General features: G+C 45.1%; 14 protein-coding genes. 4 read left to right on the top strand and 10 right to left on the bottom strand.

All coding sequences use genetic code 11. The features are described 5' to 3' along the window. Window positions 1-36: 36 nt before the first annotated feature. The 6 genes from AB4512_RS10875 to AB4512_RS10850 form a co-directional block, all read right to left on the bottom strand. A complete protein-coding gene (locus tag AB4512_RS10875; protein ID WP_102320698.1) occupies window positions 37-933 on the bottom strand; it encodes a LysR family transcriptional regulator in 897 nt (298 codons plus the stop codon). 193 nt (window positions 934-1,126) lie between these two features. Beyond that, window positions 1,127-1,363: a YdcH family protein gene (locus AB4512_RS10870; protein ID WP_017067743.1), complete on the bottom strand. Its 237-nt coding sequence runs from the start codon at window positions 1,361-1,363 to the stop codon at window positions 1,127-1,129. Window positions 1,364-1,632: 269 nt separating this feature from the next. After that, window positions 1,633-1,755 (bottom strand): hypothetical protein, encoded by a 123-nt coding sequence (locus AB4512_RS10865; protein WP_258182976.1) that lies wholly within the window; start codon window positions 1,753-1,755, stop codon window positions 1,633-1,635. Between the two features lie 223 nt (window positions 1,756-1,978). Then, complete coding sequence (locus AB4512_RS10860) at window positions 1,979-2,674, bottom strand: aspartate/glutamate racemase family protein (protein ID WP_372174900.1); 696 nt, start codon at window positions 2,672-2,674, stop codon at window positions 1,979-1,981. A 159-nt stretch (window positions 2,675-2,833) separates the two neighbouring features. Continuing rightward, the gene (locus AB4512_RS10855) at window positions 2,834-3,817 is read right to left on the bottom strand and encodes an HAD family hydrolase (RefSeq protein ID WP_372174899.1); all 984 of its coding nucleotides are present in this window, start codon (window positions 3,815-3,817) and stop codon (window positions 2,834-2,836) included. A gap of 235 nt (window positions 3,818-4,052) precedes the next feature. Then, complete coding sequence (locus AB4512_RS10850) at window positions 4,053-5,297, bottom strand: NADH:flavin oxidoreductase/NADH oxidase family protein (RefSeq protein ID WP_372174898.1); 1,245 nt, start codon at window positions 5,295-5,297, stop codon at window positions 4,053-4,055. A gap of 279 nt (window positions 5,298-5,576) precedes the next feature. Here AB4512_RS10850 and nfsA point away from each other — a divergent pair, with 279 nt between their 5' ends. After that, window positions 5,577-6,299, top strand: a complete 723-nt coding sequence (nfsA, locus tag AB4512_RS10845) for an oxygen-insensitive NADPH nitroreductase (protein WP_017060948.1) — start codon at window positions 5,577-5,579, stop codon at window positions 6,297-6,299. A gap of 112 nt (window positions 6,300-6,411) precedes the next feature. On the opposite strand, the gene AB4512_RS10840 is transcribed toward nfsA, so the two are convergent. Further along, window positions 6,412-7,944 carry a phospholipase D family protein gene (locus AB4512_RS10840; protein WP_017072129.1) on the bottom strand — a complete coding sequence of 511 codons (1,533 nt, stop codon included), beginning with the start codon at window positions 7,942-7,944 and terminating at the stop codon, window positions 6,412-6,414. A gap of 493 nt (window positions 7,945-8,437) precedes the next feature. Here AB4512_RS10840 and AB4512_RS10835 point away from each other — a divergent pair, with 493 nt between their 5' ends. Continuing rightward, window positions 8,438-8,935 carry a hypothetical protein gene (locus AB4512_RS10835; RefSeq protein WP_372174897.1) on the top strand — a complete coding sequence of 166 codons (498 nt, stop codon included), beginning with the start codon at window positions 8,438-8,440 and terminating at the stop codon, window positions 8,933-8,935. 207 nt (window positions 8,936-9,142) lie between these two features. Beyond that, entirely contained in the window at window positions 9,143-9,433 is a 291-nt protein-coding gene (locus AB4512_RS10830) for a putative quinol monooxygenase (RefSeq protein WP_017062386.1), read from the top strand. Between the two features lie 120 nt (window positions 9,434-9,553). Here AB4512_RS10830 and AB4512_RS10825 read toward each other — a convergent pair whose 3' ends face one another. Next, complete coding sequence (locus AB4512_RS10825) at window positions 9,554-10,435, bottom strand: LysR family transcriptional regulator (RefSeq protein ID WP_136977970.1); 882 nt, start codon at window positions 10,433-10,435, stop codon at window positions 9,554-9,556. A 280-nt stretch (window positions 10,436-10,715) separates the two neighbouring features. On the opposite strand from AB4512_RS10825, the gene AB4512_RS10820 reads away from it, so the two are divergent. Further along, window positions 10,716-11,903, top strand: a complete 1,188-nt coding sequence (locus AB4512_RS10820; protein WP_372174896.1) for an MFS transporter — start codon at window positions 10,716-10,718, stop codon at window positions 11,901-11,903. Between the two features lie 67 nt (window positions 11,904-11,970). On the opposite strand, the gene AB4512_RS10815 is transcribed toward AB4512_RS10820, so the two are convergent. Both AB4512_RS10815 and AB4512_RS10810 read right to left on the bottom strand, forming a co-directional pair. Continuing rightward, window positions 11,971-12,531: a sugar O-acetyltransferase gene (locus AB4512_RS10815; RefSeq protein ID WP_017064028.1), complete on the bottom strand. Its 561-nt coding sequence runs from the start codon at window positions 12,529-12,531 to the stop codon at window positions 11,971-11,973. Window positions 12,532-12,733: 202 nt separating this feature from the next. Then, window positions 12,734-13,732: a LacI family DNA-binding transcriptional regulator gene (locus AB4512_RS10810; protein WP_372174895.1), complete on the bottom strand. Its 999-nt coding sequence runs from the start codon at window positions 13,730-13,732 to the stop codon at window positions 12,734-12,736. Window positions 13,733-13,767 lie beyond the last annotated feature (35 nt).

The raw sequence follows: 13,767 nt of genomic DNA, 5'->3' as shown, positions 1-13,767 counted from the left end.
AGTCACGTAGGGCTTTTTCGTTAAATCTATCTGATTCTACTTTTGTTCCCAATACGGTGGATTACCATAATATTCAGAGAAGTAGTCAATGAAGGCTCTCACCTTTGGTGCAAGTAACCTTGTGCTTGGGTACACAGCCCAAATTGCAGGCTCTGATGTTAATGGGTAATCTTCTAATATTTGAACCAGCTGACCGCTTTTCAGTTGTTCATAGGCACACCAATTCGATGTCACCGTGATCCCCATACCACCTGAGGCTGCGTCACGCAGTGCTTCCCCGTTATCTGCCCTGAACGACCCAGATGCCTTAATCGTCTTAGGCCCGCTTTCAGTATTGAAGGTCCAGTTTTCTAAACCAATTAAGCTAATACATTGATGATCGTTAAGATCTCGAGGTTTGGCTGGCTTACCATATTTGATTAAGTAATCAGGCGATGCACACACAATACGCTTGTCTGTCGCAAGTTTTCGGGCAATCAGTGTCGAGTCTTTCAGCTCCGAGATACGAATCGCGATATCAAAGCCACCCTCAACAACATCCACCATCGAATCTGATAGCCTGAGATCGACTTTTAACCCAGAGTAGCGCTCTAAGAATCCAGGTAAGGCAGGAACAAGATGCAAACGTCCAAAAGACGCAGATGCGGTAACTCGCAACGTTCCGGTTGGAGAATCACAACCCACACCGACCGCCGATTTGGCAGCATCCACGCTCGATAACACTTCTTCAGCATGAGGTAAGAATGCTTCCCCCTCTTCGGTTAAAGAGACCTTACGAGTGGTTCGGTGGACCAAGCGAACGCCTAAATTGTCTTCCAGTTTACTGATGTGCGAGCTTGCAACAGCAGGAGACAAACCAAGCTCTTGCCCAGCCATGCTGATGTTATGTGTGGAAGCTAAACGAACAAACAATTTGAGGTGTTCAATATTCATGAGATTGCCAATAAAATCTTAAAAATCGTGTACCAGTAACCCTCATTATGCGTCATTCACATAACAATACAACGTATTAACTCAGTTGAATTGTGAAGATCTTATTGTGCCAAAACGAAAAAAACTCCCGAAGGAGTTTTTTTGTCTAAGTCTGCAATTCGCCATTTAGCTAATCAGCAAAATTACCAGCTCACTAGCCAGTTAAACGTGCATGCAGTGCATCTTTCAGTACAGAACGATCATGTTTCAGTTGGTGCATCGAGCCGTCATCAATGGGTGAATCTTTCAGCTCAAGCTTACGAATCTCTTTATCAAGGTTGTCGTACGTCTTCATGTCTGCTGCAAAGCCATCGTCAGTTTTAACAAGCTCAGCAATTTTATCTTTCATTTCAGGAAATTCGTGAACAAGAGAATGATTTTCACCTAGCATAGAAACCTCTTAAGTTGAGTAAAGTGATTGGTATTACGCATTCATTATTAACCTTAGCAAGGGAGTCAAATAACAAATGAGATCCAGTACACAGCATAGAATATAGACAATTCAGATTCACAAATTTACAACATCCACCAAGAAAAATAAGATGCTTTACATAGAAGAAAGCCTTGTAAGAACACAAGGCTTTATAAGGTAGATCTATATACAAGTAGAGTTAACAATCGTTATCGAAGCAGCTGAAAATGTGTTTCCACAAAAGAAGATTAGCTGCTGCACCCTTGGGTATGAACTCGATTCATGTCGTCACCGACTTGTGCTTCTTGAGACCCCGTCGATTGGCATCCTGCCACGAATAACAGCGTTACAGATAAGATAAGCCATTTCATAATAAATCCTCTTTCGGTCATGACTAAAGCATAGTGCTTAAAAGCGCGGATACCTCAGTCATTAACTAAAACCTTACCTACCGATAAGGCCTTGGTTAATGAACAAAGCATCGCTTCTTTAACTAACGACCTGCTTTTGTACAAAAAACTTTCACTTCAACGAATGAAAATCGTACAAGAGCGAAAATAGGACAGCTATGGAACTAAGAATAAGAACTAGAAGTTAGTCACTCGTCGCCAAACGTACAGCCGCTTCTGCATGAATGGCTGTGGTATCAAACAAGGGAACATCAGTGTGTTGCTGCTGAATCAGGAGGGCGATTTCAGTACAGCCCAGAATAACGGCTTCTGCACCTTGTTGGCCTAGCTTCTCAATGATTTGACGGTATACATCTCGAGATTCTTCTTTTACTTGGCCTCGACACAGCTCTTGATAAATGATGTTGTGGACTTTCTCTCGGTCACTCTCATCAGGAATCACCACATCGATACCGAATTTGTTAGTCAGGCGCCCTTTATAGAAATCTTGTTCCATCGTGAAAGCGGTGCCGAGTAACCCGACTTTCTTTACGCCCTGTTCTAGCAGCTTTTGCGCGGTAGTATCAGCGATATGTAAGATAGGAGCCGTGATCTTCTGTTCGATTTCAGGCACGACTTTATGCATGGTATTGGTACAAATTAAGATGAAGTCTGCGCCACCTTTCTCAACAGATAATGCCGCGTCAGCTAAAATATCGGCAGTCTCAGCCCAACGGCCTTGGTGTTGTAACTTTTCAATCTCATCTAAGTTCACGCTATACATACAAATCTTTGCAGAGTTCAACCCTCCCAGCGTCGCTTTAACACCTTCGTTAATGGATTTGTAATAGCTCATGGTCGATTCCCAACTCATACCACCAAGCAAACCGATCGTTTTCATTTTTTATTCCTTTAATTTCTGACTATCCCGATTAAAGCGTCATGCGTTAAAAATTTATAGTACGATCTTGCTGAAAATGAGACGAAGTCTTCGCTATTTAGCAAAAGGCTCGAATGAACCATCCGAGCCTTTGCTGTTTTGTCCGAATGTTTGTGTGGGTTAATACACCTCACACCAATCGGATTTCATGTCGATTAACGTCCAATCATCTCTGGAGTTCGCTTCGTCGAGTGCTTTATCAAGCTTACCCACATGGGACTCACGATCATACTTCCACTCGCGCTCGGCATCGGTGTGATGAACAATCATCGCCATTGAGTTTGGTTGACTGGTTGCCCACTGCATCATCGCTTGATCGCCGTCTGAGTTACCTACTGCTAGAATCGGCTTCTTACCGATAATATGCTGAATATTGCTGACCTTTCCGGCTTTGTCATCAATGGTCAAAATGGACGAATCTTTGGTAACGGTCGGATTACCGTCGTTGTAGCTGTAGTTGTATTTAAGTGCGCTACCGATGATCTGTTCTGACGGGATATTGTAAGCATCAGGAGCCCACACTCTCATGAAGTCAACACCGCCACCCGACACAATATAAGTCTTAAAGTCATGATCTTGCAGGTAAGTCAGCATCTCTTTCATTGGCTGATAAGTAAGGTCTGTGTAGGCTTTGTTGAAGCGTTTATCTTTTGTTACCGTCAGCCATTGCTCAACGTCTTGCTGGTATTGCTCAACAGTCATACCAGAATGTGTCGCCATGATGATTTTCAATAGCCCTTCTTCACCGCTGCCCAGAACGCTCTCAATATCATCTTCGAGTACAAACTTAAACGGTGCTTCGGTTTTCCATTCAGGGTGATCAGGCGCCATCTCTTTTACACGATCTAGTGCAAAGGCTAATTGGAAGTAATAAGGCTTTTCCGACCAAAGCGTACCGTCGTTATCGAACACGGCAATGCGATCTTCAATTGCCACGAACGTATCAGACTCAGCTTTAGTGGCTTGCCCAACAAAGTCGACGATAGCGGATTTGCTCTCGCTGTCCTTCCAAGAAGGCAGCAAGTTGGGATCACAATCCTTTGCAAAAGATGAGAAAGAGATGCTAGATAAAATCGCAACTGACAAAAGGGTTATTTTCTTCATAGCACTACCATGTTGTTGAATTATTTGTAGGGTTTAATTCAATTCATCCTAGTTTGTCTACTCTGATTTGCCACTTATGAACACTATAACCAATGCTCATGTTGGTATTAGATTAGTACCACAGCTAAGCTGGCTGAGGGTGCTCTGCGATGTATTTATCGAGAACTTAAAAGGAGACAAACAAAAAAGCAGAACTTCAATTCCTCAAAGTTCTGCTTTATCAATCCATGACTGCTTACACTCTGCGCTTTTTGAAAGCGTGCCAGCCAGCGCTGAGAATTGTTTTTACCACCACGCTTAATGCGCTAAGTTTAGGGTCAGCATTCTTGCCAGAGGCAATGCGCCACATTTGATGTTCATACCAAACCAGCCCGACCATCGCCACTTTGTCTAATGCGGGTTTTCCTGTGGTTGGCACCGTTAGCGGCATGCCGTGGCTAGGGTTTTCAATTAACTTGTTTGGGAAATCAGGATCAACCGCCATTGTGCGCGCAATACCAATAAAATCGGTCGCCGAGGTGTTTAATGCTTCATTCATTGCTTGCGCGGTTCGAAAACCACCCGTGACCACCAGCGGTGTACTCACGAGTTTTCTCGCCTTAACCATGTAATCCATAAAATACGCTTCACGTTTTACTGTGCTGGACTTGATTGATTCAGCTTTGCTCTTTGAACCCATCATTGATGGGCTTTCATAGGTGCCGCCGGAGATCTCAATCAGGTCGATACCGTTATCACTCAGTGTTTGCACAACCTGCATCGACTCTTCTTCAGTGAAGCCACCTTTCATAAAGTCGGCGCTGTTGAGCTTAATTCCGACAGGGAAATCTTCACCGACCTCTTTTCGAATCGCGCGATAAACCTCAAGCACGAAACGAAGTCTGTTTTCGAGTGAGCCACCCCATTTGTCTTGGCGTTGATTGTGTCTCGAAGACAAAAACTGACTCACGAGATAACCATGAGCACCGTGAATCTGCACGCCAGTAAAGCCTGCTTGTTTTGCAAGCTTTGCACTCAGCGAAAATTTATCAATGATTGCGATTATTTCCGTCTCAGTCAGAGCTCGTGGCGTATTGAAACCTTTTTCTAATCCACGCTCTAAAGAGATAGCCGAAGGCGCAACCGGGCTATCACATAAGAATTTAGGGATTTGCTTTCCTGGGTGGTTCAATTGCATCCATATCTGCGAACCATTTTGTGTTCCAGCCTTCGCCCACTCACGAAATACGCTTAAGTCACTTTGCTCATCTAACACCACGTTTTTAGGTTCACCAAGCGCACCTCTATCGACCATCACGTTGCCCGTCATGGATAGGCCAATTCCTCCTTGAGCCCAACGCTGGTAAAGCGTGACTAAACCTTGCTTAGGGTTATGATGTTTATCACCTAGCTGTTCACTCATTGCCGATTTGAACAGGCGATTTTTGATCACTTGGCCATTAGGAAGAGAAAAAGGGTCGTTGAGGCAGATCGGATTCATGCGCGTGGTTACTTTCTTTGGTTTATATATTCAGTCCAGTATGCCCTATTTTATCCGACAGTTCTGAGCATTTAACGCCTATTTCGAAGCAAGTTTCACTCAATAATAAAATGCCAGCGGCATAGCAGCTGGCATTAATCGATTATAAATAGAATCTCAAAAACTGGGCTGGCGCTGCTGAAATATGTCAACCAGAAAGGCTCAAACACTCTTTACGCTCATGGTAATTGTCGTTATTGTGATTCTCTACGCCATCATCACAAGGACTGTCTGAGAGTTATGAACAGCACGATTGAAACTATTCTGGGGCACCGCTCCATTCGTCAATATACAAATCAACCGATTGAAAAAGCACAACTTGATGTGATTATTCAGGCTGGTCTCGCGGCTTCATCATCGAGCTTACTGCAGGCTGTTTCTATCGTGAGAGTGACAGACACAGAGAAGCGCAAGTTGCTAGCTGAATACGCAGGCAATCAAGCTTACGTGGAGAACGCGGCTGAGTTTTTGGTGTTCTGTATCGACTATCAACGCCACGCTCAAATTAACCCTGAAGTGAAAACCGACTTTACTGAACTGACCCTGATTGGCGCGGTCGATTCTGGCATCATGGCGCAAAACTGCATGCTGGCTGCTGAGTCTCTAGGTTTGGGTGGCGTTTACATTGGCGGGTTGCGTAACAGCGCACAACAAGTCGATGAACTGTTAGAACTGCCACAGCACACCGCCGTGTTGTTCGGGATGTGCTTAGGTCACCCGGCACAACAACCAGAGGTTAAGCCTCGCCTCCCTGCTCACGTAGTAATGCACGAAAACCAATACCAACCGCTGAGCCTAGATGAAATTGCCAGCTACGATGATTCGATGCAAAGCTACTACGCAAGCCGTTCAAGCAACCAAAAGCAGAGCAGTTGGTCACAGCAGATCACACAGAAACTCTCTGGTGAATCTCGCCCACATATCCTGCCTTACTTAAACAGCAAGCAGCTGACCAAGCGTTAAGCCGTTAAGCCGTTAAGCCGTTAAGCGATTAGAGCTAGCAACAAACAGCAGTACAAACAAAAATGTCAGCGTAATATACGCTGACATTTTTATTTATCCGGAGGCGGCTAGCTTACAGATATTTCTCAATCGGTAGCAATTGCAAAAAGCCTGACTGCATTCGTTCCCATTGACCAGTGTCAGGTTCGCTGTCCCAACGTTGGTCGCCTGAATACCAATACACATCACCGTCTTCAAGCTCTAATCGCCAGCTGTTTTCTTCGCTCATTGCTTGCTCAATGGTTTCTGCTAATGTTTCAGCAATCTCTTTATTCTCGATGATCAAAACCGATTCCGTGTTCAAGTAGGTAGAACGCAAGTTGAAGTTAAATGAGCCGATGCTCGCGATGCTGCGGTCGAATACGACTGATTTAGCGTGCAAGCCATAGGCCGTCTCAGGCGCACATTTAGACACGTCTTGAGTCGATGCTTCACACAGCTTAGATTCTGGTTTTAGCTCAAACAGGTCGATGCCATGCTCCAACATGTCGTAACGTCTGCCTGCATAAGCGGAGTGATTAGTCACCAGATCATTAGACGCCATAGAGTTAGTTAGCGCTTTTATCTCAACGCCCTTGTTGTTCAATACCTGCCACTCTTCAAGCTGACCATCATCGAATACAAGGTAAGCGGATTCCAGCAAGATCTCTTGTTTCGATTCGCTCGCTAATTTCCCTAGAAGAATCGCGGTCGCTTTCGGTTCATCGGTATTGTCTGAATCATCAGGAACGGGCTGATCGTAAACAAAACGAGCATTCACCCAAGTCATCTCACCAACCACCTCTTTCAGTAAACTATCAGCAGCCTTACGATCTAGTGGCAATTCCGGGTAATTTTGATAATGCGGAACGACAATATTATCTATCTTCGAGAGATCAGGTTGCTCGTCATCACCCAGCATATCGACAGGGTAAGACCAACGGCTGTTCCAGTATTCAACAAAACTGGTTTGGATGGTGTTAACTACCGAGCCCATGACTAATACATCGCGGTCTCGGAAATTGATTTCATCAGAAAGGTCAAAGTATTCATCACCGATATTACGGCCACCCACCACAGACAAGGTACCATCTACGGTAAACGATTTATTGTGCATGCGGCGATTTAAGCGAGAAAAGTCACCAACAAAGCTCAGCCATTTACTGAAACCACGACGTGTCGGCGTTGGATTGAAGATACGAATCTCGACATTAGGGTGCGCATCCAGTGCCGACAGCAACCCTTCACGTTCGTTGAGGTTGATATCATCCAGCATTACGCGCACCTTCACACCACGCTCAGCCGCGGCTAATAAACGGCTAGCGAGATAGCTTCCCGATTCGTCAGAGTTCCAGATGTAGTATTGAATGTCGATGGTGTGCTCGGCACTTTCTACCAGCGCTAATCGCTGTGCCAAAGCATCCCAACCGGACTCTTGCAGACGAACCGCAGTGTTGCCTTGCTCTAAAGCTTCAGGCTGAAATTCATTGGTTAGAACCGATAAAGAGCTAGGTGCAGGAGAGGTTGGCGGTTCTGTTGGATGATCGATGCCTTCAGGAAGTGAAGAACACCCACCTAAAACGGCGATTAAGATTAACGTTAAACTGATGCGTTGGAGCACAGGCATGTATCTGACTTCCTTTTCACGATGCGTCTTTAGAAACTTTCCGTACAGCTTTTCAATGAACAAGCTATTCCGATCTATTCATTGATTATTACTGCTAAATCCTGAAATTTATAGGTAATTATCCAGTATAAATTTGAAGATCAGTAAATTGACCTACAAATCACCTAAGTTGAGTGAGTGTCAGGCAATATAAACTTAGCGGGTTTTCTACCATTTCGATGGTGAGTCTGTTCGGTCTGGGTGATGCTTCACCATTGTTTGGAGATCTAGTTTCACCGCTTGATTTCACACTAACAGGCGTGTCGACTTACTTATATGAGATCGTGCAAACGCATTACTTACGTAAGCGCTAAAGCTGTTGTTCATCTAAGGGACATGTAAGGATCAACACCGAAAACATTGTTCACACTACATAACGTTTATCGTCCCTACACAAGCCTTCCCTATAGTAGTACCCTTTATTGTCTCTCATTCTTGATGGTAACTGGATATTATGAAGCTTTTGGTCGATCGCACTGGTGAACAGTTTTTAGATATTCTGCAAGAATCGGGAGATACATTGACGGTTCAATTCATTACCAATGAAGGCAATCGAAAGGGTAAGCCGTTCCAAGATAACTTGAGTGGATTGTTCCTCACAGGGTGGAAGCCGCGCACCACTTCAACCGCCATCGGATTAGAACGCTTTAAGCAAGGCAAACTTGAAGATCCCAAAGTGAGTTTCGCATTGCACCAGCTCTATCCACTGGGTCGAGACGTAAAATTACCTTCTGGAGATATCGCCACAATCGCGAGTTACGCCAATACCCATGCCGACGGCTACTATATGTTTGTGCGCCTCAACGATGAATTAACCCGACTCAAGATTACACCCGATTGGGAACTGCAACCTTCCACTCAAAGATTGGCTCTGCCTTATTACCCAGCCCCAAGAACTAAAGAAGAGCTCGACAACATTGACGATTTTGATGCGTGGGCGGGCGGCTTCTAAATACTCCTCACCTACGCCTAGTAGCACATAATACCCAAGTTATTATCAATTATTTTTTGACAATAATTCAAATGTAGCACTGTTTATCGTTTCAAATATTCCCACTATTATTTATCCATCGACACAGACTGCAGCTCAATGAACAAAGAGTGGCACTGTAAACACAGACAAATCACCATTTCGGTGAAAAATAATATAGGTACCAACATGACTCAACTAACTATCGTCGCAAACATCGTCGCTAACGAAGACAAAATTGAATTGGTTAAAGCAGAGCTGCTAAAGCTGATTGATATTACTCGCGCTGAAGAAGGCTGCATCAACTACGACCTTCACCAAGACAATGAAAACCCAGCACATTTCACTTTCTACGAAAACTGGACGTCGCGTGAACTTTGGCAAACACACATGGGTAATACCCACCTTGCTGAATACATGGCAGCAACCGAAGGTAGTGTTACGTCATTTACACTTAACGAGATGACTAAGATCGCTTAAGTACAGTTTCAGTAGTCTGTTACTAGAAAGCACACTGACAAGCTATCGAGTTCAATTTGAAAGCCCCGCTACACGTCAGCGGGGCTTTTTCATTTATGCGGATATCGTCAGCCGCCTTAGTTAGAGCTTCAAACGGGGTTGAATAAAATCAATAAACGCCGAGATACGTTTAGAGACCGATGACGACTTGTAGTAAACCGCATTCACTCGCTCTCGGTCTGTGTTGGCAAGTTTGTCTTGTTCCAGAATAGGGATTAGGCGACCCGCAGCCATATCTTCCTGCACCATAAACCCCGATAAACAAGCAATCCCATTTCCAGCTAAGACTAGTTGACGCACGGTTTCACCATTACTGGCTGTCACAGTAGGCGCGACATCACTTTGGTTTGGTAAAGGCCAATGGTTAAGCACTTTGTTACCCGCAAACCCCACAATTTGATGCGAACTCAAATCTTCAGGTTTGGTGGGCACCCCACGCTTAGCGAGATAATCAGGTGACGCAACAATATGGAGTAAACTTTTTCCTAACGGGCGAGCGTGCAGTGTTGAATCGGACAACTTACCGATTCGAATCGCAACATCAGTTCTCTTTTCGAGAAGATCAACGAAGCCTTCGTTGGAAGTGAGTTCCAACTCAATGTCTGGGTAAGCCTCTTTGAATGACTGCACCAACGGCACTAGTTGGTGAAATACGAATGGACTGGCGGCATCGACTCTTAAACGACCTTTTGGCAACTCACCGCGCGACACGATTTCTTCTTCCGCGCTCTGAATCATCTGTAATCCCACCCTGACTGAATCGACAAACTGCCGTCCTTCCTCCGTCAATTCCACGCGTCTCGTTGTTCGGTTGAATATTGAGACGCCGAGTTGTAACTCAACCTTACTCACCGAGCGAGACACCTTGGCGACCTGCACATCCAGCGCCTCTGCCGCCGCAGAAAAACCACCAGCATCGACAACGGTGAGTACCATTTCTAAATCATCTGAACGGGTTAACATGAGGCTCCTTCGCTATCTTCATTTTGTTTAATGTCATCTCGCTTGTGCTCATCACAGCTCAAATCACGGTGTCTTTTCGATCTCATCAGCTTAATCCAATGATCGGCTAACCCTCCAATTATTGCAAATATCACAAAGGTTATTTGTTAATGATGGCATTTTTCACAAATATATTTTGCTAGATAATCCTCGCCATCAAACGAAGCGCTCCTATTGCAGTCACAAGCTGCCCCATTTTATCGCGCTCGGTACTTAACAAAGAACAGTAAGAGAGATGATTATGCCACTAGCATTACTTGCATTGACGCTCAGCGCCTTTGCCATCGGAACCACAGAATTTGTCATCGTAGGCTTGATTCCTACCATGGCGAGCGATTTGAATGTATCTCTGCCATCGGCAGGCCTATTAGTCAGTTTATACGCGCTTGGCGTTGCTATTGGCGCACCAGTATTAACGGCATTAACCGGCAAATGGAATCGTAAAGCGGTGCTGCTAACCGTGATGGCATTGTTTGTCATTGGTAACTTATTGGCGTGGCAAGCTCCGGGTTATAACACGCTGATCGCCGCACGAATTTTGACTGGCCTTGCCCATGGTGTGTTCTTCTCGATTGGATCAACCATCGCGACAGGTTTGGTTTCAAAAGATAAAGCAGCCAGTGCCATTGCGATCATGTTTACAGGTTTAACGGTTGCATTGGTAACCGGCGTACCACTGGGCACTTATATCGGGCAAACCTTTGGCTGGCAAGCAACCTTCTTGATCGTTGCTCTACTTGGCCTTATTGCTCTTATCGGTAGCGCTATCTTGGTTCCAAGCAACCTTAAGCAACCACCTGCGGCGAAGATTTCGGCACAACTAAAGGTTCTAACTCAACCACGCTTGCTGTTGGTTTACGCCATCACGGCGCTTGGTTATGGCGGAACATTCACAGCGTTTACCTTCCTTGCTCCAATACTGGAAAACGTATCAGGGTTTGATTCGAGCTCAATCAGCTTAATCATGTTGGTTTACGGTGTGTCAGTAGCGGTAGGTAACATCTGGGGCGGCAAAATGGCCGACAAGATGGGCCCGATTAAAGCACTGACCGTTATCTTCTCTGGTTTAGCCGCGGTACTGGTGGTATTCAACTTTACCGCTGTAAACCCTTACGCAGCCGTTGCCACCATTTTGGTTTGGGGTGCATTTGCATTCGGGAACGTTCCGGGGCTACAAGTGTATGTTGTGAAACTGGCTGAGAAATACACACCTGACGCCGTCGATGTCGCTTCTGGGTTGAACATTGCAGCCTTCAACGTCGGTATTGCATTGGGATCATGGGGTGGTGGTTTGATTGTCACGAAATCTGGATTAATGAACACCCCTTGGGTAGGTGCTGTGATCGTTTTGATCGCTCTTGTTCTGACTCGATTCAGTGGTGCGTTAGATAAGAAGCAAGCACAACAAGCTGTTCCATCTAGCATCTAGCATCTAGCAAGAATAGAAAAAACAAAGCCCGAACCTAGGTTCGGGCTTTATCAATTCAATCTGATTATTACTCGTTATCGATCGCTTTCAGCACTTTACATGGATTACCGACTGCAACCACATTGGCTGGGATGTCTTTGGTTACGACACTGCCCGCGCCAATCACGCTGTTTTCGCCAATGGTGACACCGGGGCAGATAATTACACCACCGCCAAGCCAAACATTGTTGCCAACATTAATCGGTGTGCCAAACTCAACGCCTTCTTCTACACGGCCTTTCACATCGAGTGGGTGACCTGCAGTCAGGATTTGAACGTTCGGACCAAGCAGCACATTGTCGCCAATAGTCACTTCAGCCACATCCAAAATCACGCAGTTAAAGTTAGCGTAGAAGTTCTTGCCTAGCTTGATGTTCGAGCCGTAGTCACAACGAAATGGAGGTTCTAAATGCGCATTTTCACAGTCCGGAATGAGCTCTTGCGTTGCTGCTTCCCATTCAGATGTGCCAGGAATACTGTTATTGAGTTTTTGAAGCACCTTGCGACATTCGATACGAGCTGCATAAAGCTCTTTATCCCAAGCCTGATAAGGTTCACCTGCTAGCATTTTTTGTTTTTCTGTTTTCACGTTACTTACCTGTTCTCACATCAATTAGCTATTTTCATATTACTTATCTAGCTTCACATTACTTAACTAATGGTGGTCAATTCATCGACCAAAAACGCAATATCGCACATCTAAATAACAGTGAATAAGGAGTGTTTGAGCTTGGTTTAAGAGATGCGCAGCTCGTCACTTTTTGTAGGTAAAATATGAAATTCGAACAGTGCTAATTTAGCTTCGCTATCGAATCACGTAACACCAAACTACCAGTGGTATTGATGGTGGTCGCTTGCTCTGTTTCACCGACAATTTGCAGGATCGCCTTTTGCGTCATTTGCTCTAATGGCACACTCACAGACGTTAAGCTTGGCGTTAAAAACGCCCCCACTTTGCTGTTATCAAAGCCGACGATCGAAACATCTTGAGGCAATGAGTACCCAAGTTCGGTTAACGCCTTAATCGCACCAATCGCCATATCATCGTTTTCAGACAAGATAGCAGTGAATGTGGTTCTGCTTTTTGCCAAAGCCTGAGCCGCGTGATAACCGCTCTCCATCGTCCAATCACCTTGAACAACGTTGGACTCATCCAATGCAACACCATGTTTAGTTAACACATCTTGATAGGCTTGGTAACGCAGCTCATCGGTCGAAGAACCGGCTTTACCACGAATCACTGCAATGTCTGTATGGCCTTGCTCGATGATGTGTTCAACCATCAAACAAGCACTCTGATAATGGTCGGTGGTAATAGCATGATTGGACTTCGACGGCATTTCACGGTTGAGTACCAGAATCGGAGTGTCGGTGCTGTCGATGATCTTTGCAATCTCACATTCGGTTAAGCATTGCGGATAGAGGATGATGCCCGCGCACTTCATATCCAGCAGGAAGTTGATCGCCTTTATTTCGTCTTCAGCGCTGTGTTTGCCATCGGTGATCACCAGTTGGTGATTCGACTTTTCGCTATAAGAAGCCGCGTGATACATCAAGGAAGAGAAGTAAGGGCCATTGAACAACTCATTGGTGATAACAAAGCCGATGAAGTTGGTCTTCTTGGTCGCCAATTGCTGAGCCAACAAGTTCGGTCGATAACCTGTTTCTTGAATCGCATCAAATACCTTTTTCACCACATCTGGGCGCACGATGTTCTTGCCATTTAAGACACGAGAAACGGTCGATTTAGATACGCCTGCGCGGTTTGCGACATCAAGCATGGTTACCATTCGCTTCTTTTCCTTTATAAAAAATTAGCCGACAT

The organism is Vibrio sp. 10N.222.52.B7 (assembly GCF_041474275.1).
GTDB classification, from domain to species: Bacteria; Pseudomonadota; Gammaproteobacteria; order Enterobacterales; family Vibrionaceae; genus Vibrio; species Vibrio crassostreae_C.
This window is presented reverse-complemented; position numbering and strand designations above follow the sequence as displayed.

Excerpts from the sequence above, each read along its gene's own strand:
- AB4512_RS10875 (WP_102320698.1), bottom strand. The coding sequence starts at position 933 with ATGAATATTGAACACCTCAAATTGTTTGTTCGTTTAGCTTCCACACAT.
- AB4512_RS10870 (WP_017067743.1), bottom strand. The coding sequence starts at position 1,363 with ATGCTAGGTGAAAATCATTCTCTTGTTCACGAATTTCCTGAAATGAAA.
- AB4512_RS10865 (WP_258182976.1), bottom strand. The coding sequence starts at position 1,755 with ATGAAATGGCTTATCTTATCTGTAACGCTGTTATTCGTGGCAGGATGC.
- AB4512_RS10860 (WP_372174900.1), bottom strand. The coding sequence starts at position 2,674 with ATGAAAACGATCGGTTTGCTTGGTGGTATGAGTTGGGAATCGACCATG.
- AB4512_RS10855 (WP_372174899.1), bottom strand. The coding sequence starts at position 3,817 with ATGAAGAAAATAACCCTTTTGTCAGTTGCGATTTTATCTAGCATCTCT.
- AB4512_RS10850 (WP_372174898.1), bottom strand. The coding sequence starts at position 5,297 with ATGAATCCGATCTGCCTCAACGACCCTTTTTCTCTTCCTAATGGCCAA.
- nfsA (WP_017060948.1), top strand. The coding sequence starts at position 5,577 with ATGAACAGCACGATTGAAACTATTCTGGGGCACCGCTCCATTCGTCAA.
- AB4512_RS10840 (WP_017072129.1), bottom strand. The coding sequence starts at position 7,944 with ATGCCTGTGCTCCAACGCATCAGTTTAACGTTAATCTTAATCGCCGTT.
- AB4512_RS10835 (WP_372174897.1), top strand. The coding sequence starts at position 8,438 with ATGAAGCTTTTGGTCGATCGCACTGGTGAACAGTTTTTAGATATTCTG.
- AB4512_RS10830 (WP_017062386.1), top strand. The coding sequence starts at position 9,143 with ATGACTCAACTAACTATCGTCGCAAACATCGTCGCTAACGAAGACAAA.
- AB4512_RS10825 (WP_136977970.1), bottom strand. The coding sequence starts at position 10,435 with ATGTTAACCCGTTCAGATGATTTAGAAATGGTACTCACCGTTGTCGAT.
- AB4512_RS10820 (WP_372174896.1), top strand. The coding sequence starts at position 10,716 with ATGCCACTAGCATTACTTGCATTGACGCTCAGCGCCTTTGCCATCGGA.
- AB4512_RS10810 (WP_372174895.1), bottom strand. The coding sequence starts at position 13,732 with ATGGTAACCATGCTTGATGTCGCAAACCGCGCAGGCGTATCTAAATCG.